We start from the raw sequence: 17,573 nt of genomic DNA on the forward strand, positions 1-17,573 counted from the left end.
CTCCGCTCAGGCGACCAGCACCTTCACCACGAACGTCGTGCTCCCGAGGCGCAGCCGGTCGTTGTCGCGCAGCTGCCGGCGCTCGCCCTGCCCGAGGCGCTGCTCGTTGACGAAGGTGCCGTTGCGCGAGCCGTCGTCCTCGATGAAGACCTGACCCGTCGTCGGATCCGCGTGGATCGACGCGTGCCGTGAGGAGGCGCTCGCATCCGCGAGCCCGATCTCCGTCGCCGGGTCCGCCCCGGCGCGCCCCACCTGCGTCCGGCCGCTGTAGATCGGCCAGAAGCTGCCTCCGGGATCGTTCTGGAACGTCACGATGAAGCCGACGAGGACACGCGCGGGCTGCGCCGCCACCTGCGGCACCGCGCCCGAGACCGCGCCCTGGACGATCGGCGGCGCGACGATCGCAGGCGCCCTGGCCTGAGCGACCGCCGGCACCCCGCCCTGCACCATCTGCGGCGGCGCGACCGCGCCCCCCTGCACCATCGGCGGCGGCGCCACCACGCCCGGCTGCACCATCGGCGGCGGCGCCACCACGCCCGGCTGCACCATCGGCGGCGCGACCAGCCCCGGCGCCCCCGTCGGCACGACCATCGGCGGGGGCGCAACCATCTGTGGAGGCGCGCCGAAGACCGGCGCCGGCGCCACGGGCTGCTGCCCCATCGCGCCACCCATCGACGCGCCGGGCGCCATACCCGGCCCCGGCGCCCCGAGCGCCGGCTGGACCGGCGGGACGCCCGGCGCGTTCATCGGAGGAGACGCCGGCTGCGACGTGAGCCCCGCGGAAGGCGCCGCTCGGGCCCAGGGTGAGACCGGGAAGGGAGCTTCCGCGCCCGTCGAGAAGGCGACGCCTCCCCCCGGCGATGCCGGCACCGCGAGCCCGCCTCCCCCGACCCCGTAGGCCTGAGGAGGAGGTGGATAGGCGCCCTGCGCGCCCCCCGCCGCGTAGCCTGGCGACGCCGCGCCGCCATAACCCGAGACGGCTGGCTGCCCTGGATAGCCAGGCGGGCCAGGCGGAGCATAGGCGCCAGCCCCCGCCTGCACCGGCGGAGGCGCGACCGGAACAGAGGCTCCAGGCGCTGCGCCCGCCACGCTCGTACCGCACATCGAGCAGGCAGCGTCGGTCTCCTTGAGCATCCACGCGCAGTTCGGACACGGCCTCATGCGGACTCGAGGCTACCGATTCGCTTGACATCCGTCGAGGTGAAAGCCGCGCTTTGGCGAGAGCGCGCGAGCACGCCGCGCGTTCAAGCCGCGCGGCGCAGGCCATGCGACGCCGCTGCCACGCGCTGCGACGCGAGCGCGCCAAGCTCGCCGAGAGGGAGACGTGTCCGTCGCCGCCGCGCGGGCGTCTTCACGAATCACGAAAGAAGCACGAAAAAAGGCGCCGCGCGTTCGAGCCGCGCGGCGCCTCGCAGACAGGTCGCTCAGCGATCGCTGGCGACGGCCGTCATCAGTTGCTGGCGATCGAGCTCTTCTCCGACTTCTCGATCTCCTTCTTCTCGCCGTCCTTCGACTCCTCGGTCGCGGGCGCGGGCTCGGGCAGCCGCTCGAGCGCGGCCTCCAGGACCTGCTCCATCCGGCTCACGAAGAAGAACTGCAGCTCGTCCACGACCTCCTTCGGGACCTCCTCGAGATCCGCCCGGTTGCGCTCGGGGACGATGATGCGCTTGATGCCGGCGCGGTGCGCCGCCAGCACCTTCTCCTTCAGGCCGCCGATCGGGAGCACGCGGCCGCGGAGCGTGATCTCGCCCGTCATCGCGACGTCGTGGCGGACCTTGATCCCGGTGAGGAGCGAGACGAGCGCCGTGAACATCGTCACGCCCGCGCTCGGCCCGTCCTTGGGCATCGCGCCGGCGGGGATGTGGATGTGCAGATCGCTCTTCTCGAGGAAGTCCTTCGCGATGCTGTACCTCGACGCGTTGCTGCGCACGAACGACAGCGCCGCCTGCGCCGACTCCTTCATCACGTCGCCGAGCTGGCCGGTCAGCTGGAGCTTGCCCGTGCCGTACATCCGCGTCGCCTCGATGAAGAGGATCTCGCCGCCGACGCTCGTCCACGCGAGGCCCGTCGCGACGCCGCTCTCGGCGGTGCGCTCCGCGACCTCGCTCGTGTACTTCGCCGGGCCGAGGAACTCGTGCAGGTCGTCCTCGTTGTCGACGCGCCGCTTCTGCGTGTCGCCCTCGGCGACCTTCACCGCCACGCCGCGGATGACGCCCGCGATCTGCCGCTCGAGCGACCGGACGCCGGCCTCGCGCGTGTAGTGATCGATGATCTCCTCCAGCGCCTTGTCCGTGACCTCCAGCTGCTCGGTCGTGAGCCCGTGCTCCGACAGCTGCTTCGGGAGCAGGTGCTGCCGCGCGATCGCGAGCTTCTCCTTCCGCGTGTAGCCAGGGATCTCGAGGATCTCCATGCGGTCGCGGAGGGGCGGCGGGATCGGATCTGCCACGTTCGCGGTCGCGACGAACATCACGTGCGACAGGTCGTACGGGATCTCCAGGTAGTGATCCGCGAACGTGTTGTTCTGCTCCGGATCGAGCACCTCGAGCAGCGCCGCCGACGGGTCGCCGCGGAAGTCGTGCCCGATCTTGTCGACCTCATCCATCATGAAGACCGGGTTGATCGTCCCCGACTTCTTCATGCCCTGGATGATCTGGCCAGGGAGCGCGCCGACGTAGGTGCGCCGGTGGCCGCGGATCGCCGCCTCGTCGTGCACGCCGCCGAGCGAGACCCGGTGGAACTTGCGGCCGAGGGCGCGCGCGATGCTCCGGCCGAGCGACGTCTTGCCGACGCCGGGAGGCCCGAGCAGGCAGAGGATCGGGCCCTTCTTGTCCTGCTTCAGCTTGCGGACCGCCAGGTACTCGAGGATGCGCTTCTTGACCTTCTCCAGGCCGTAGTGGTCCTCGTCGAGCACCTTGCGGACGCTGCCGATGTCGAGGTTGTCCTGCGTCGACTGCGTCCAGGGCACGTCGAGGATCCAGTCGAGGTACGTCCGCACCACGGTGTACTCGGCCGACCCGACCTGCATCGTGCGCAGCCGCTTCAGCTGCTTCTTCGCGACGGTCTCCGCCTCGGTCGGCAGGTTCGCCTTCGCGATGCGATCCTCGAGCCCGTCGAGATCGCCCTGATCGCCGTCGTCCTCGCCCAGCTCCTCCTTGATGGCCTTGAGCTGCTGGCGCAGCACGTACTCGCGCTGGTTCTTGCCCATCTCCTCCTTGATCTGGGAGTTGATGCGCTCGCGCATCTTCAGGATCTCGAGCTGCCGCGTGAGCAGCCGCAGCACCTTGCGGATGCGCTCCTTGACGTCGATCGTCTCGATGAGCTGCGCCTTCTCCTCGACCGGAGCGTCGAGGTTCGCCGCGACGAGATCGGCGAGCGCGCCGGGCGCCTGGATGGAGTCGATGAGCGAGCCCGCCTCGCGCGGGAGCTCCGGCATCAGCTGGATGACCTGCTTCGCGATGTCGCGCAGGCTCATCGCCAGCGCCTCCGCCTCGACGTCCTCCGTCGCCGGCTCGTCCATGCGGCGGATCTTGGCGCGCAGGTACGGCGTGTGGGCCGTGACGCTATCGAGCCTGATCCGCGTGAGGCCCTGCAAGATCAACGAGTAGTTGCCCGAGCTGTGCTTCAGCGCCTTCAGCACGCGCGCGGCGCAGCCCATCGGGTACAGGTCCTCCGCCCCGGGATCGTCGGTCGACGGATCGCGCTGGGCGAAGATCGCGATGACCGGGCCGGGGAGGTTGTCGACATCCTCCACCAGCGCGACCGACTTCTCGCGGCCGACATCGAAGGGCGCGACGGCGCCCGGGAACAGCACCGCATTGCGGATCGGCAGAACCGGCAGCTCGTCGCCGAAGACGACCTCTTCCTCGGAGCGCGGCGGCATCGGCGGGTTCTTTTTCTCGGACATGGCGATCTCCTCTAGGCACCCGACCGGGGGAGGTAAACCCCTTCATCAACACGCAGCCGGGCCGCGCGGCCACCGCGCGCCCCGGTCATCTTGGCTTGCATCCAGACGGATGCGGATGGTGCAACGCGGAGCCCTGCTGGCAGCTCTTGGTGGAAGACAGCCCGCGAGGCTACGGGAACTCACCATAGACACGGCGCATGCCGCGTGCCACAGCCCTGGCCATTTTTTTGAATGAGGATACGCTGCGGGTGGTCGGCTCCGACTCCGACCTGCAGCGCTCGCTCGTCACGCTCGTCATCACCACCGCCTGGCGCGCGCGCGCGCGACGCGGCGCAGGATCCCCGGCGGCCGGGTCGCCGGGTCAACGACGCGCACCGAGGAGGCGCGCGTCGGCCTTGCCGCTCGGCGCGGCAAGGCCGAGGCTGCGCCCGGCACGGAGCGACACCCTGGCCCTCGCTGAACGATGATCGATCCCCTGCTCGGCCTCGGCGCGCTCGCGATCGCGATGCTCGGCCTTCCGGCGGCGCCGTCGCTCGATCCAGGGCCCAGCCCGGCGTGCCCGGCGGACATGCGGCTCGTCACCGGCACGCACCGCGACGACGTGCAGCACGTCTGCGTGGAGCCGGTCAAGAGCGGCAAGGCGACCCACTGCTTCGCGTACTGGGAGGACATCACGGCCGAGGAGGGGCCGTCGACCGAGATCTCCGTGTGCATGGACCAGTTCGAGGCGCCGAACCAGCGGGGGGCGAAGCCGCTCGTCATGCAGTCGTTCGAGACGGCGACCGCGTGGTGCGCCGCGCGCGGCAAGCGGGTGTGCGCCGAGCAGGAGTGGGAGCTCGCGTGCGAGGGCCCCGAGCGGCGTCCCCTCGCCTACGGCTGGCGCGTGGACAAGGCGGTCTGCAACAGCGGCAAGGCCTGGCGGCCGGTCGACGAGCGGAAGCTCGGCGCCTCCGGCGAGGTGGCGCAGCGCGAGGTCGAGCGGCTCTGGCAGGGCGCGCCGAGCGGCTCCCATCCCGGGTGCGCCTCGACCTTCGGCATCTTCGACATGATGGGCAACGTCGAGGAGTGGGTCGCCTCGCGCCGCGGCCGCCGGTGGCCAGGCGCGCTCATGGGCGGCTTCTGGGCCAAGCCGTGGACGGGCTGCCGCGGGACGAACGACGCGCACGATCCGAAGTTCGTGTTCTACGAGACCGGCTTCCGCTGCTGCGCCGATCCGCGCTCGGCGCTCCCTTCGCGCGGCGCGGCGGCGCCCGCGGCGGACGACGAGCGCGGCGGGCGAGCGCCCGGCCCCTGAGGCCGAGCCTCCACGGCGGCGCTCGCCGCGAGCGAAGAAGGCGGCACGACGGGCGCAGGTCCTGCTAGAAGCCAGGGCGTGCGCGCCCTGTTCTTCGGTACCCCCGCCATCGCCGTGCCGTCGCTCGAGGCGCTCGCGTCGATCGCGGACGTCGTCGGCGTCGTCTGTCAGCCGGATCGGCCGGCCGGCCGCGGGCTCGAGCTGAAGGCGCCGCCGGTGAAGGTGAAGGCGCTGGAGCTCGGCGTGCCCGTGCTGCAGCCCGAGAAGGTCCGCACGCCCGAGTTCGCCGCGTGGGTCGCGGGCGCCGGAGCGGACGTCGCGCTGGTGATCGCCTACGGGCGCATCCTGCCGAAGGCGGTGCTCGAGGCGCCGCGGCGCGGCTGCATGAACCTGCACGCGTCGATCCTGCCGCGCTACCGCGGCGCCGCGCCGATCACCTGGGCGATCGTCGGGGGCGAGGCCGAGACGGGCATCTCGCTGATGCAGATGGACGAGGGCATGGACACGGGGCCCGTCTACGCGGTGCGCCGGACGCCGATCGGCCCGGACACGACCGCCGACGAGCTCGCGATCGATCTCGGGGCGCTCGCCGCGCGCGTCGTGCGCGAGGATCTCCGCCGCGCGGTGGACGGCGAGCTCGCGCCGACGCCGCAGGACCACGAGGCGGCGACGCACGCGGCGCTCCTGAAGAAGGAAGACGGGCGCATCCGGTGGGAGCGGAGCGCCCGGCAGATCCACGATCACATCCGGGGGATGACCTCGTGGCCAGGCGCCTTCACGACGATCGACGGCAAGGCGCTCAAGGTGCTGGCCGCGCATGTCGAGAGCGAGGCCGACCAGGCCGGCGCGCCGCCGGGGACCGTGGTGATGGCCGGCCGCAGCGTCGTGATCGTCGCCTGCGGCGCGGGCGCGATCCAGATCGTGCGAGCCCAGGTCGAGGGGCGGAAGCCGCTCGCGGCGGCGGACCTCGTCGCCGGGCGGACGCTCCAGACGGGGATGGTGCTCGGTCGATGAGCGCCGCCCGCGTCACGGCGCCCCGTCGTTGAGCGCCGCCCGCGTCACGGCGCCCGGTCGTCGAGCGCCGCCGGCGTCACGGCCCGGCCGGGTGCCAGATCGTCTTCATCTCGACGAACCGCTCGATCCAGCGGGGGGACGTCGCCGCCCTGTCGTCGAACCACTCCGCCTCGCCGAGCGAGCGGGCCCGCACCCGCTTGACGCTGGCCGCGGCCGCCTCCTCGAGGCGCTTCACCAGCGCCGCGTCCACGCCGTGCAGATCGAGCGCGGCGACGTCCATGTGCGCGGCGAGGTGCGGCAGCACCTCCGCGAGCTGGCCGGTGAGGACGTTGACGACGCCGCCCGGGAGATCGCTCGTGGCGAGCGCCTCGCCGAAGACGAGCGCCGTGCGCGGATCCGCCTCGCTCGCGAGCACGACGCAGGTGTTGCCGGCGGTGATCACCGGCAGGAGAGCGCCCGCGAGGCCGAGCAGCGCCGGCCGCGGCGGCGCCGCGATGACGACGACCCCCATCGGCTCGGGCACGGTGAAGGTGAAGTGCGGGCCGGACACGGGGTTCAGGCTCGCGAAGAGGCTCTGGTACTTGTCGGCCCAGCCCGCATAAGCGACAGCGCGATCGATCGCCGCGAGGACCTCGCGCTCGGCGGCGCCTGCGCCCTGCCCGCCGCGCTCGAGCGAGGCCGCGAGCTCCGCGCGCCGCGCCTCGAGCATCTCGGCGAGGCGGTAGAGGATCTGCCCGCGGTTGTACGCGGCGCGCGCCGACCACCCGCCGAGCGCGCCGGCCGCCGCGAGCACGGCGTCGCGCCCGTCCTTGCGCGAGGCGCGCGGGATGTTCTCGACCGCGCCCGCGCCTCCGTGATCGCGCACCTGCGTGTACCTCCCGGACTCCGAGCGCACGAACGCGCCGCCGACGAACATCTTGTACGCCTTGCGCACGCCGACCCGCGCGCGCGCCTCGCCCGGAGGAGCGTCGAGCGCGGCCGCGCCGGCGCACTCCCCGATCGACGTGCACCCCTCGTCGCCGCCGCTGTCCTTGTCGCCGAGCGCCATCAGTCCACCTCGAGGTAGGCGAGCAGCCCCTGGCGCCCGCCCTCGCGGCCGAAGCCGCTCTCCTTGTAGCCGCCGAACGGCGCGCTGGGATCGAACTTGTTGAAGGTGTTCGCCCAGACGACGCCGGCGCGGAGCCGCTGCGCGACCCAGAAGCTCTTCGAGCCCTTGCCGGTCCAGACGCCCGCCGACAGCCCGTACATCGTGTTGTTCGCCTTCTCGATCGCCTCCTCGGGCGTGCGGAAGGTCAAGATCGAGAGCACCGGGCCGAAGATCTCCTCGCGCGCGATCCGGTGCGACTGCGCGACGCCCGTGAAGAGCGTCGGCGCGAACCAGTAGCCCCGCTGCGGGAGCGCGCAGCTCACCGAGAAGCGCGCGGCCCCCTCGCGCTCCCCCGCCGCCACGAGCTCCTCGATCTTCGCGAGCTGCGCCCGCGAGTTGATGGCGCCCACGTCCGTGTTCTTGTCGAGCGGATCGCCGACGCGCAGGGTCGCCATGCGCTCGCGCAGCTTGAAGAGGAGCGCGTCGTGGACGCTCTCCTCGACGAGGAGGCGCGAGCCCGCGCAGCAGACGTGGCCCTGGTTGAAGAAGATGCCGCCGATGATCCCCTCGACGGCCTGATCGAGCGGCGCGTCCTCGAACACGATGTTCGCGGCCTTGCCGCCGAGCTCGAGGGTGAGCCGCTTCCCGGTGCCGGCGAGCGCGCGCTGGATGCGCTTGCCGACCTCGGTCGATCCGGTGAACGCGACCTTGTCGACGCCAGGGTGGCCGACGACCGCGGCGCCGGTCGCGCCGGCGCCCGTGACCACGTTGACGACGCCGGGCGGGAGATCGGCCTCCTCGATGATCTTCGCGAGGAGCAGCGCGGTGAGCGGCGTCGTCTCGGCGGGCTTGAGGACGCACGTGTTGCCCGCCGCGAGCGCCGGGGCGAGCTTCCACGCCGCCATGAGCAGCGGGAAGTTCCACGGGATCACCTGGCCCGCGACGCCGAGCGGCCGGGGATCGCGCCCGGGAAAGGCGTGCTCGAGCTTGTCCGCCCAGCCCGCGTGGTAGAAGAAATGCGCGGCCGCGAGCGGGAGATCGACGTCGCGGGACTCCTTGATGGGCTTGCCCCCGTCGAGCGACTCGGCGACGGCGAGCTCGCGCGCCTTCTCCTGGAGGGCCCGGGCGACGCGGTAGAGGTACTTGCCGCGATCGAGCGGGCGCATGCGCGACCAGTGCTTCTCGTACGCGGCCCGCGCCGCCTGCACGGCGAGATCGACGTCCTGCTCCGAGGCCTCGGCGAACTCGCAGAGCTTCTCCTCGGTCGACGGGCTGATGCTGTCGAGGTAGCGGCCCGAGGCCGGAGCGCGCCACGCGCCGCCGATGAAGAGCTCGTACCGCGGCGCGATCTTCACGTGGTCGCGCCCCTCGGGCGCCGGCGCGTAGCGCCAGGCGTCGCCGAACACGACGGCCGCGTCGCGCGCCGCGGTCGCGTCCCGGGGCGAGCCCCCGTCGCCGCCAGCCGCGGCGGTGCTGTTGTCGCTCATGCGGCGCACTCTACGCCCGCGGCCGCGCGTTGAACACCGACGCGGCCCCGCCCTCGCGGCGCGGTCAGTCCTTGCTGAAATGATCCCCGCTCTGGTAGGCGCCCGTCCGCTCCTTCTCGAGCTGCATGAGCACGTCGTTGAGGAGCGTCGACGCGCCGAAGCGGAACAGGTCGCTCGTGAGCCAGGCGTCGCCGAGGGTCTCCTTGACCAGCACGAGGTAGTGGAGCGCCTGCTTCGCGGTGCGGATCCCGCCGGCCGGCTTCATCCCGACGCGCCGCCCGGTCGCCTGCGCGTGATCGCGGATCGCCTCCAGCATCACCAGCGTCACCGGGGGCGTCGCCGCCGGCGTGATCTTCCCGGTCGAGGTCTTGATGAAGTCGGCGCCCGCGAGCATCGCGATGCGGCTCGCCTTGCGGACGCGATCGTAGGACCCGAGCTCGCCCGTCTCCAGGATCACCTTGAGGTGCGCGTGCCCGCACGCCTCCTTGGTCGCGGCGATCTCGTCGTACACCGCGCCGTACTCGCCGGAGAGCATCGCGCCGCGGTCGATCACCATGTCGATCTCGTCGGCGCCGAGCTCGACCGCCTGGCGGACGTCGGCGAGCTTGACGGCGAGCGTGGAGAGGCCGCTCGGGAAGGCGGTCGCCACACTGGCCACCTTGACCGCCGAGCCCGAGACCGCTCGCTTCGCCACAGCGACGAGCTTGGGATAGACGCACACCGCCGCACAGGAAGGGATGTCCGCGCGCTCGTGGGGTCGAAGCGCCTTCTGACAGAGCTGCTCAACTTTTCCGGGGGAGTCTTTCCCCTCCAGGGTGGTGAGGTCCATCATCGAGATGGCGAGCTTGAGGCCGGCGACCTTGGCGGGGCCTTTGATGCTCCTTTTGCCGAGCCCGGCTGCGCGCTCTTCGACCATGACCTTATCCACGGTGGGCGAAGAGAAATCGGGGTAGGTGACCTCCCTGCCCTGGCGCACCACGCCGGGCGCGGCGCCGCTGTCGTTTCCGAAGATCGCCATCGGCCTCGTCTCCTGGCGCGGGAACGTACCAGAAGCGTCCGATCGATCCTACCGAGTGCGTGCTAACGTGGCGCTCTGATGAAGAGACGCTTCCCGATTGCCGTCGTTTTTGTCGTACTTGCTGTCGTCTTTGCCTTTGCCTCGCTGCTCGGGTGTGGCGCGGCCGAGCGACCCGATGGTGGACAAGGGCTGATCCCGGTCGGCGCGGCGGCGCCCGACGTGTTCGCCGCGGATCAGCACGGCGCGATCCAGCGGCTGTCCGACCAGCGGGGTCGGGCCGTGGTCGTGTACTTCTATCCGAAGGACGGGACGCCGGGCTGCACCGCGGAGGCGTGCGCGTTCCGCGACGCGTGGGATCGCTTCAAGCAGGCCAACGTGCAGGTCTTCGGCGTGTCGTCCGACACCCGCGAGTCGCACGAGAAGTTCGCGACCGAGAACAAGCTGCCGTTCCCGATCCTCGTCGACACCGATCACGCGTGGGCCACGGCGTTCGGCGTGCCGATGCGGCTCGGCGCGACGGCGCGCGTGACGTTCCTCGTCGATCCGGACGGCAAGATCGCGAAGGTCTATCCGGACGTGGATCCCGGGGTGCACGCGGACGAGGTGCTGAAGGACGCCGCGCAGCTCACGGGCGCCGCGCTCCCGGTCGCGCCAGCGGCGCCGGGCAGCGCAGCGCCGGCCGCGCCGGACACCGCGGCGCCGGCCGCCACCGGGGCGGCGCCCGCGGCGGCGCCCGCGGCGGCGCCTGCGGGCGCGGCGGAGCCGGCCACGGCCGCTCCGGTGGCGACGGGGACGATGCTGCCCCCGGCGGCCCCCGCGGCGCCCCCGGCGAAAGGTCCGCCGGGGAGGCGGTGACGCCCGCGCGCGCACGCGGCGCAGGAGCGCCGGCGGGACGCGCGCTGACCGCGCGGGCCGCGCGGAGGGCTGACGGGAGATCTGCAGACGGGAGCGCGCGCGTGGTGCGTAGGTCGTCGGAATTTTTGAACACCAACGGGTTGGCTCTCTGCGTCCATCGCTTCCGCGACGACCACGCGCGGCCGACGGGCCTCACGCTGCTGCTGCTCCACGGCTTCCTCGACGCCGGGAGCACGTGGGACCTCGTGGCCGAGCCGCTCGCGCGGGCGGGGCACGACGTCGTCGCGCCGGACCTGCGCGGGTTCGGCCGGAGCGCCCGCGTCGGCGCGGGCAGCTACTACTACTTCCCCGACTACATCGCCGACGTCGCGGCGCTCGTGGACGCGCTCGCGCCGGCGCGCCTCGGCGTGGTGGGCCACTCGATGGGCGGCGCGGTCGCCGTGTACTACGCGGGCGCGTGCCCCGGCCGCGTCGAGCGCCTGGCGCTGCTCGAGGGCATGGGGCCGCCGGCGAGCGGCCCCGAGGTGGCCGTCGCGCGCGTCGAGGCGTGGCTGCGCCAGATGGCGGAGCTCGATCGCGCGCCGCGGAAGCTCTCGTCGATGCAGGACGCGATCGCGCGGCTCGTGGCGAACCACCCGCGCGTGCCGCGCGACGTGCTGGCGACGCGCGCGCCGCTGCTCACGCGGGAAGAGCCGGACGGCGGGCTCGCGTGGGCGTACGATCCGATGCACCGGACGACCTCGCCGCTGCTGTTCCAGGTGGAGGCGTTCATGACGTTCCTGGAGCGCATCGCGTGCCCGACGCTGCTCGTGAGCGGCGGGCCGACGGGGTGGCACCCGGAGGACGAAGCGGAGCGGGTGGCGAGGCTCAAGCGCGCGGAGCACGTCGAGCTGCCGGAGGCCGGGCACATGATGCACTGGTCGGCGGCGGCGGAGCTGGCGGAGCGGCTGGGCGACTTCTTCGCCGCGGGAGGAGACGCCGGGGACGCGGCGGGCCAGGGAATCAGGCGAGGAGCGCGAGGCGCGGGAGGAGCGGGCGCAGCCGCAGCAGCGAACGGAACCGGCTCGCTCGAGGACGGAAATAAAAGAGCTTGACTCGGCATGGCGAGTGGGTAATCTGCGCGCCTCCTCGACGAGAGGCGTGCCACCTTAGCTCAGTGGTAGAGCAACGGTTTCGTAAACCGTAGGTCTCGAGTTCAAATCTCGAAGGTGGCTCAAAGTGAATGTCAGTGTGTTCGCTCGCCTGTAGGTGAGCAGGAGACCGCTGGCGCTCGATGGTGCTGGTGAATCTCGCTCTTGCCGGTTGAGCGGTGGCACGCCGGTATGCGCATAGCTTTCCCTGCGAGCGTCATCGTCTGGCGTCACGCTGACCCAGCGCTGGCTCGAGCTCTCCCGCGGGGCCCCGGTGCTGGAGTTGCGCCTGTTCAGGGTGATAACTGGCAGCCTCCTACAGGCGGCGTTACCCGTTCAGGCTGAACCCCTCATGGCCGCGTAGCCGTTGTCGGCTGATGCAGCCGAGCTCGCCGCGCGCTTGCCGATAGCTGCGCCCCGCGGCAAGGATGAGCGTGGGAGGACCACGCATGACCACGATCTCCTTCGACCTGCCCGATGACGCCATGCTCGCCCTGCACGTGGCGCCGTCCGAGGTCACGCGCGAGCTGCGCATGGCGGCGGCGATCAAGCTCTACGAGCTGGGCCGTCTCTCCTCTGGTGCAGCGGCGCGCCTGGCAGGCGTGCCTCGCGTCTCGTTCCTCGCGAAGCTGGCCGATTACGGCGTCGACACTTTTCGCATGACCGACGAGGAGCTGCGCGCGGATGTCGATAATGCGTGACGTGCTCTGCAATACATCACCGCTCCTGTACCTTCACCAACTCGACCGGCTCGAGCTGCTTCCGGACCTGTACCAGCGGATCACCATCCCCAAGGCCGTGGCCCATGAGCTCCGTGAGGGCATGCGGCTTGGCCACGCCGTGCCACGGGTCGAGGACCTCCCGTGGCTCGCCGTCGAGGAGGTAGAGCACGCCTCTCTCCTGCGACTCGTCGCCGATCTGGACGCCGGAGAGCGCGAGGTGCTGGCCCTCGCTGCCGGACGCCCGGCGAGCCTTCTGCTCCTGGACGATGGCCAGGCCCGCCGCTATGCGACGATGCTCGGGCTGACGTTCACCGGCACGCTCGGCGTGCTCCTACGGGCAAAACAGCGGGGCTTCCTCGACCGCGTGAGCCCCTGTCTTGATCGGCTCCAAGCGCTCGGTTTTCGCTCGGTTTTCGGATAGCTCCGGCGCTGCGCGCGAGCGTGCTGAAACTCGCCGGCGAGCCCCCAGGCTGATCCCGGACGGCTGTTTACCCCCTCACGAGCCCAATCACCACAACGGCAAGAAGCATCGCCACACCGAGCACCGCCACCGCGGCCACGACGAGCCCCCACCTCGTCCGGGAATGCGCCGCGTTCGTCGCCGCTCTCACGCCGGCGCCAGCAGGCGTCTCCTCCCACATCTCCGTGCTCCCCAGCGCGGCCGTCTCCGGCGCTCCCGCCGCCCCTGCCACCGGGCCGCGCCCCTCCCCCTCGGTCCCCGCCGCTCTGCCCTCCGCCGGCAGCGCCAGTGAAGGCAATGGCCCCGCGGCCGCTTCATCCCCGATCCGAGGCACCCTACCCACCCTCGCCACACCCAGCCCCCACGCCGTCTCCACCCTGAACCGCTGCGCCATCGCCAGCCTGCTCCGCGCATCCGCGCCCGGCGCCGCGCTCCCCGGCATCACCCCCTGCCCCGGCAGCGCCGCCACCAGCCGCACCGCGCTCCCCGCCCTCTCCCCCCGAGGCGCCCCCCCGCGCTCGCGGATCGCGCGCTCCCTTGCCGCGTCCGCCGCCTCGCTCAGGAGCTGCCGCGCGCCCGCGTCGTCCACGGCCCTCTCCGCCGTCACCGCGGTCCCCGCCGCCTCGCGCAGCGCCGCCGCGAGCTCCGCCGCCCGCGCAAACCGGGCTTCGGGCCTCTTGGCGAGGCACCTGGCCACCGCGGTCCAGAGCGCCTCCGGACACCCCGGGAGCACCTCCGGCAGGGGCATCGCTTCCAGGTGCACGTGCGCCGCAAGGATCTCCGTCTCCCCGATGCCCGACGCCTCGTCGAGCACCGCGTATGGGTGCGCCCCCGCCAGCATCTCGTACGTGACCACGCCGAGCGCATACAGATCCGCGCGCGCGTCCACGGCGCCCCCGGCGACCTGCTCCGGGGCCATGTAGCGCGACGTCCCGACCGCCCTGCCTTGCCCGGTCAGCCCGAGGCCCACGCCCCGCGCGTCCTTCGCCACGCCGAAGTCGACGAGCCGCGCGCGCACGCCGTCGCTCACCAGGATGTTCTCGGGCTTCACGTCGCGGTGCACGAGGTCGGCCTCGTGCGCCGTCGAGAGCGCGTCCGCGATCTGGATCGCGTAATGGAGCGCGCGCACCGGATCGAGCCGCGCGCCGCCTGCGATGATCTCCCGCAGCGGCACGCCCGCGGCGCGCTCCATCACCATGAAGAGCCGCCCGTCCGCGGCCCTGCCGGCGTCGTACAGCCGCACGATGTTCGGGTGCGCGACCCGCGCCGCGAGCTTCGTCTCCCGGAGGAAGCGCTCGGCGTAACGCGCCTCCCCCGCGAGGGCACGGTGGATGATCTTGATCGCCACCGGCCGCTCCAGCGCCGTGTCGAGGGCGGCCCAGACCTCGCCCATCCCGCCGCGTCCGAGGAGGCGATCGATCAGGAAGCGCCCCTGGAACAGCGCCCCGGGGCTCAGCGGCTCATCGACGCTCGTCACCTCGCGACACCCTACCTCGCAGCAGCTGACGATAGGCGAAAGAGCGCCCCGGCCCTCCTCGCTCCTCTGCCCTTGTTGACCCTCCCCGGGAAAGGTAGCGTCGGGTGTCCATCGCGCGAAGCGCGCCGAGCGCATGAAGCGCCAGCGGGCAGCGCGCCCCCGGAGCCCGATGTCGAGCCCCCGCCCCGACCCCGATGACGGCGATCCGACCCTCGAGGCCCGCGTCGCCCACGCCGTCGCGCCGTACGCCGATCTCCTGCCCGCGGAGGATCTCGAGGCGCTGCGCGCGCTGACCTCGCGCTTCCTCGCGACGCACCCCGTCGCCGCCCCGCTCGTCGACCGGCTCCGCCCGCGCACGCCGCCCGCCGCGAGCGGCGAGGTCGACCGGCGCGAGCCCGCGGCGCTGGCCGAGGCCGCGCAGCGGCTCGCCGCGAAGGCGGGCGCCGCCAAGGGCCGAGGACAAGGCGGCGCCCGATGAGCCACGGCGACCGGCCGCGGAGGCCCCTCCGCCCCGACCAGCAGGCGCTCGTCGCGGAGGCCGTGCCGCTCGTCGAGAAGCTCTGCGGTCACTTCCTCCGGCGGACGCGCGCGCACTATGTGGCCGACGATCTCCGCTCCGCCGCGGTCCAGGCGCTCCACGAGGCCGCGCTCGGCTACGATCCCGCCCGCGGCGTCCCCTTCCAGGTCTACGCATGGCGGCGCGTCGACGGCGCGCTGTCGGACGCGCTGCAGCAGGAGTCGAAGCACTGGCGCGCCGCCCGCGAGGACGGCTACGACGCCGCCGAGGCGGCGCAGGACACGAGCGACGTGCTCGCCGACGGCGACGTCGAGACGACCGCGCAGGCCGACGGGATGGCCGACCAGGTCGCGGCCGCCGCGGTGCTCGGCCTCGTCGGCCGCGCGCTGACGGCGCAGGGCGAGGAGGGCGAGCGGCTCCGCGCCGCGTACGACCGCGCCATCCGCGCGGTGGAGGCCGCCCTGTCGCGGCTCCCGGACGAGGAGCGGCGCGTCCTCGTGCTCCGCCACGTCGAGGAGCGGACCTGGCAGGCGATCGGCGCGGCGCTCGGCTGCTCGGAGCGGACCGCCAAGCGGCGCAGCGCGGAGGCCCAGAAGCGGTTCGCCGGCGCGCTGCGAGCGGACCGGGAGCGCGCGCAGGGCGGCGCCGCCGCGCCGGATCGGGTGGGGCTGGCTGGCGCGACGTCCGGGTAGAGCGCCAGGCGGAGCGTCTCCCCGCTGCCGCTATTCTTGCGGTCGAGCATACCGAGAGCTCGCAGGAGACCCTTGGCACAGCGGCACGACGCGCGCCTTCACCTCCTCGAGAAACGCGCGCAGCCCAGAGGCGGCCCCCCGCTCCCGCAACCGCTCGAGCGGCGCTTCGGTCAAGCAGCGCGCCTCGCGCTCGCGATCGTCGCCCGTGAGCCGGTGGAGCACCCTCTTCGGGTTCCGCTTCGCCTGCTCGTCCTTCGCGTTGAGCTGGTGCGCCTCGTCGCAGGGGGAGAAGCCGAGCTCGCGTCGAAGCTCGCCGAGGCGAGCGCGCTCTTCGTCCGACTCGGGCTCGAACCCCGCGAGCACCCAGGCCTCGCGCATCGGATCAGGGCAGCCGAGGACGATTTGAAAAGACGCCCACCGCGAGGCCTCGGTCCGGGCTTGAGCAAGCCCTTTCCGGCGGAGCTCCCCCTGATCATCCATGTCCCAGACGATGAAGACCGCTCCCAGGCGGGTCGGCGGATCCCGCTTCCCTACCTCGCGCGCGATCGCGAATGCGTTCCTCGCGGCCTGGGCGCCCGCCGCCCCCGGCTTTCCGTCGAAATGCCCCGGCATGAAGCGCACGTTGCCGAGGCCTCGCCTGTACGCCTCGAGTTTGTGGATGTCGAAGAACTCCTTGCCGTGGCCGTCGCTCGCCCATTCACGGATGGACTCCGGGTGGGAACGCAGGAGGTCGCTCACCCAGGCGGGCCCCTCGTCGTGAAGCACGCGGTCCACGAGAGCGCTCGCTGTCAGGAAGTCGGCGGTGGCCTCACAGAAGACCAGGAGCTTCACGGCGCGCTCTCGGCGAGCACCCAGTCTCGCTCTGGATCCATGCTCCAGAGCTGGCCCGCCGAGAGCGTGCCTTTCACCTCCTTCGCCTGCGGGTGCTCGGAGAGGCGCTTGAGGGCGACGGTGCCGTCGTCGCGGAGCGCGAAGGCGTAGATCTCGGAGGGGTCGAGCTCGTCGAGGATGTAGGGCGAGTGCGTCGTGGCGACGATCTGGAGATCGCTGAACTCCTCGAGCAGGCGTCTGACCAGCCGCACCAGCTCCATCTGCGCCTGCGGGTGGAGCGACTCGGCGAAGTCATCCAGGAGCAGGACTTCCGGGCGGTTCGGGCCATGAAGCACGGTCAGGAGCGCCAGCGTGATGAGGGTCCCCTCGCTCGCCGCGTGCGCGGGGACGGAAGGGGCTCCGCGAAAATCGAAGTACACCTTGCTTCCGACGACGTCCTCGGCCTTGTGAGGCAGCTCTGGGTTCGGGCGTCTGACCCTGGCCTGCCGGATGCGAACCCGCTCCACGTTCGGAATGATCCGACGGAGCGACTCTTCGATACGATCGAACACTTCGTCGTGGCCGAGTTTGATTGCGGCGAGCGCGACAGCGGTGTTGGTCCCGTCGTAGCCGACGGTGGGCGCGAGCTCATCGCTGTACGCTGCGGCGGCGATGCGCTCCGCGTTGAGCTTGTAGACGGTCGTGGGTGCGACGATCTCGTCCAGCCGCGGCACCTGACCGCGGAGGGGGCGGTGGCCTTCAGCGGTGAACTGCCGCGCATCGCCGGTCCGTTCCCAGTCGACGAGCACCGACGATTCCGAGAGCACGGTCCGGAAGCTCCATGCCTCGTCCTCCCATGTGCCCCGTGACGTCAGCGCGATCGCCCCTTCTTTGGTCCCCCGGCGAAGCAGATCCCCGGGCGACCAATCACCTGTCAGCAAGTTTCGGGGCGCGTAGCGCACGAGGCGGCTCTGAAGCGCGAGCGCCTCGAGCACGCTCGTCTTCCCGGACCCGTTCGGGCCGACGAGCACGGTGAGCCGGCCGAGCGCGACGGTGCTGTCCCGATGGCCCTTGAATTCCTGGAGTCGAACGGACGTGATCATGCG

16 protein-coding genes and 1 tRNA gene are annotated in these 17,573 nt (G+C 72.2%); 9 read left to right on the plus strand and 8 right to left on the minus strand.

Annotated elements, in window-relative coordinates:
• Window positions 1-6 precede the first annotated feature (6 nt).
• Together WMF44_RS26865 and lon are read right to left on the minus strand one after the other, a co-directional pair.
• Window positions 7-1,161 carry an FHA domain-containing protein gene (locus WMF44_RS26865; RefSeq protein ID WP_437292890.1) on the minus strand — a complete coding sequence of 385 codons (1,155 nt, stop codon included), beginning with the start codon at window positions 1,159-1,161 and terminating at the stop codon, window positions 7-9.
• A gap of 289 nt (window positions 1,162-1,450) precedes the next feature.
• Window positions 1,451-3,904: an endopeptidase La gene (gene lon, locus WMF44_RS26870; protein WP_012237635.1), complete on the minus strand. Its 2,454-nt coding sequence runs from the start codon at window positions 3,902-3,904 to the stop codon at window positions 1,451-1,453.
• Between the two features lie 463 nt (window positions 3,905-4,367).
• Here lon and WMF44_RS26875 point away from each other — a divergent pair, with 463 nt between their 5' ends.
• A complete protein-coding gene (locus WMF44_RS26875; protein WP_437292891.1) occupies window positions 4,368-5,198 on the plus strand; it encodes a formylglycine-generating enzyme family protein in 831 nt (276 codons plus the stop codon).
• Between the two features lie 78 nt (window positions 5,199-5,276).
• The gene (fmt, locus tag WMF44_RS26880) at window positions 5,277-6,212 is read left to right on the plus strand and encodes a methionyl-tRNA formyltransferase (protein WP_437292892.1); all 936 of its coding nucleotides are present in this window, start codon (window positions 5,277-5,279) and stop codon (window positions 6,210-6,212) included.
• Window positions 6,213-6,288: 76 nt separating this feature from the next.
• Here fmt and WMF44_RS26885 read toward each other — a convergent pair whose 3' ends face one another.
• The 3 genes from WMF44_RS26885 to deoC form a co-directional block, all read right to left on the minus strand.
• Window positions 6,289-7,128, minus strand: a complete 840-nt coding sequence (locus WMF44_RS26885) for an aldehyde dehydrogenase family protein (protein WP_437301614.1) — start codon at window positions 7,126-7,128, stop codon at window positions 6,289-6,291.
• A 131-nt stretch (window positions 7,129-7,259) separates the two neighbouring features.
• Entirely contained in the window at window positions 7,260-8,786 is a 1,527-nt protein-coding gene (locus tag WMF44_RS26890; RefSeq protein ID WP_437292893.1) for an aldehyde dehydrogenase family protein, read from the minus strand.
• Between the two features lie 64 nt (window positions 8,787-8,850).
• Window positions 8,851-9,804: a deoxyribose-phosphate aldolase gene (gene deoC, locus WMF44_RS26895; protein WP_437292894.1), complete on the minus strand. Its 954-nt coding sequence runs from the start codon at window positions 9,802-9,804 to the stop codon at window positions 8,851-8,853.
• 78 nt (window positions 9,805-9,882) lie between these two features.
• On the opposite strand from deoC, the gene WMF44_RS26900 reads away from it, so the two are divergent.
• The 5 genes from WMF44_RS26900 (at window position 9,883) to WMF44_RS26920 (ending at window position 12,932) form a co-directional block, all read left to right on the plus strand.
• Window positions 9,883-10,659, plus strand: a complete 777-nt coding sequence (locus WMF44_RS26900) for a peroxiredoxin (RefSeq protein ID WP_437292895.1) — start codon at window positions 9,883-9,885, stop codon at window positions 10,657-10,659.
• 125 nt (window positions 10,660-10,784) lie between these two features.
• Complete coding sequence (locus WMF44_RS26905) at window positions 10,785-11,753, plus strand: alpha/beta fold hydrolase (RefSeq protein WP_437292896.1); 969 nt, start codon at window positions 10,785-10,787, stop codon at window positions 11,751-11,753.
• A gap of 48 nt (window positions 11,754-11,801) precedes the next feature.
• Window positions 11,802-11,873, plus strand: a tRNA-Thr gene (locus WMF44_RS26910).
• A gap of 365 nt (window positions 11,874-12,238) precedes the next feature.
• The gene (locus tag WMF44_RS26915; RefSeq protein ID WP_012237643.1) at window positions 12,239-12,490 is read left to right on the plus strand and encodes a UPF0175 family protein; all 252 of its coding nucleotides are present in this window, start codon (window positions 12,239-12,241) and stop codon (window positions 12,488-12,490) included.
• Window positions 12,483-12,932 (plus strand): DUF3368 domain-containing protein, encoded by a 450-nt coding sequence (locus WMF44_RS26920; protein ID WP_437292897.1) that lies wholly within the window; start codon window positions 12,483-12,485, stop codon window positions 12,930-12,932. The genes WMF44_RS26915 and WMF44_RS26920 overlap by 8 nt, the downstream gene beginning before the upstream one ends.
• 67 nt (window positions 12,933-12,999) lie before the next feature.
• Here the strand turns inward: WMF44_RS26920 and WMF44_RS26925 are convergent, their stop codons facing one another.
• Complete coding sequence (locus tag WMF44_RS26925) at window positions 13,000-14,448, minus strand: serine/threonine-protein kinase (RefSeq protein ID WP_437292898.1); 1,449 nt, start codon at window positions 14,446-14,448, stop codon at window positions 13,000-13,002.
• 169 nt (window positions 14,449-14,617) lie between these two features.
• On the opposite strand from WMF44_RS26925, the gene WMF44_RS26930 reads away from it, so the two are divergent.
• Window positions 14,618-14,926, plus strand: a complete 309-nt coding sequence (locus WMF44_RS26930; RefSeq protein WP_437292899.1) for a hypothetical protein — start codon at window positions 14,618-14,620, stop codon at window positions 14,924-14,926.
• Window positions 14,923-15,657 (plus strand): sigma-70 family RNA polymerase sigma factor, encoded by a 735-nt coding sequence (locus WMF44_RS26935; RefSeq protein WP_437292900.1) that lies wholly within the window; start codon window positions 14,923-14,925, stop codon window positions 15,655-15,657. The genes WMF44_RS26930 and WMF44_RS26935 overlap by 4 nt, the downstream gene beginning before the upstream one ends.
• Before the next feature lie 30 nt (window positions 15,658-15,687).
• Here the strand turns inward: WMF44_RS26935 and WMF44_RS26940 are convergent, their stop codons facing one another.
• Together WMF44_RS26940 and WMF44_RS26945 are read right to left on the minus strand one after the other, a co-directional pair.
• Complete coding sequence (locus tag WMF44_RS26940; protein WP_437292901.1) at window positions 15,688-16,488, minus strand: hypothetical protein; 801 nt, start codon at window positions 16,486-16,488, stop codon at window positions 15,688-15,690.
• Complete coding sequence (locus WMF44_RS26945) at window positions 16,485-17,570, minus strand: AAA family ATPase (RefSeq protein WP_437292902.1); 1,086 nt, start codon at window positions 17,568-17,570, stop codon at window positions 16,485-16,487. The genes WMF44_RS26940 and WMF44_RS26945 overlap by 4 nt, the downstream gene beginning before the upstream one ends.
• Window positions 17,571-17,573 lie beyond the last annotated feature (3 nt).

The sequence above is a fragment of the Sorangium sp. So ce426 genome, assembly GCF_051475585.1.
Classification (GTDB): Bacteria; Myxococcota_A; Polyangia; order Polyangiales; family Polyangiaceae; genus Sorangium; species Sorangium cellulosum_B.

What these genes read in the sequence shown, in the direction of transcription:
- WMF44_RS26865 (WP_437292890.1), bottom strand. Translation starts at nt 1,161, where the DNA reads ATGAGGCCGTGTCCGAACTGCGCGTGGATGCTCAAGGAGACCGACGCT.
- WMF44_RS26930 (WP_437292899.1), top strand. Translation starts at nt 14,618, where the DNA reads ATGTCGAGCCCCCGCCCCGACCCCGATGACGGCGATCCGACCCTCGAG.
- WMF44_RS26915 (WP_012237643.1), top strand. Translation starts at nt 12,239, where the DNA reads ATGACCACGATCTCCTTCGACCTGCCCGATGACGCCATGCTCGCCCTG.
- WMF44_RS26890 (WP_437292893.1), bottom strand. Translation starts at nt 8,786, where the DNA reads ATGAGCGACAACAGCACCGCCGCGGCTGGCGGCGACGGGGGCTCGCCC.
- WMF44_RS26945 (WP_437292902.1), bottom strand. Translation starts at nt 17,570, where the DNA reads ATGATCACGTCCGTTCGACTCCAGGAATTCAAGGGCCATCGGGACAGC.
- lon (WP_012237635.1), bottom strand. Translation starts at nt 3,904, where the DNA reads ATGTCCGAGAAAAAGAACCCGCCGATGCCGCCGCGCTCCGAGGAAGAG.
- WMF44_RS26900 (WP_437292895.1), top strand. Translation starts at nt 9,883, where the DNA reads ATGAAGAGACGCTTCCCGATTGCCGTCGTTTTTGTCGTACTTGCTGTC.
- WMF44_RS26935 (WP_437292900.1), top strand. Translation starts at nt 14,923, where the DNA reads ATGAGCCACGGCGACCGGCCGCGGAGGCCCCTCCGCCCCGACCAGCAG.
- WMF44_RS26875 (WP_437292891.1), top strand. Translation starts at nt 4,368, where the DNA reads ATGATCGATCCCCTGCTCGGCCTCGGCGCGCTCGCGATCGCGATGCTC.
- deoC (WP_437292894.1), bottom strand. Translation starts at nt 9,804, where the DNA reads ATGGCGATCTTCGGAAACGACAGCGGCGCCGCGCCCGGCGTGGTGCGC.
- WMF44_RS26885 (WP_437301614.1), bottom strand. Translation starts at nt 7,128, where the DNA reads ATGTTCGTCGGCGGCGCGTTCGTGCGCTCGGAGTCCGGGAGGTACACG.
- WMF44_RS26920 (WP_437292897.1), top strand. Translation starts at nt 12,483, where the DNA reads ATGCGTGACGTGCTCTGCAATACATCACCGCTCCTGTACCTTCACCAA.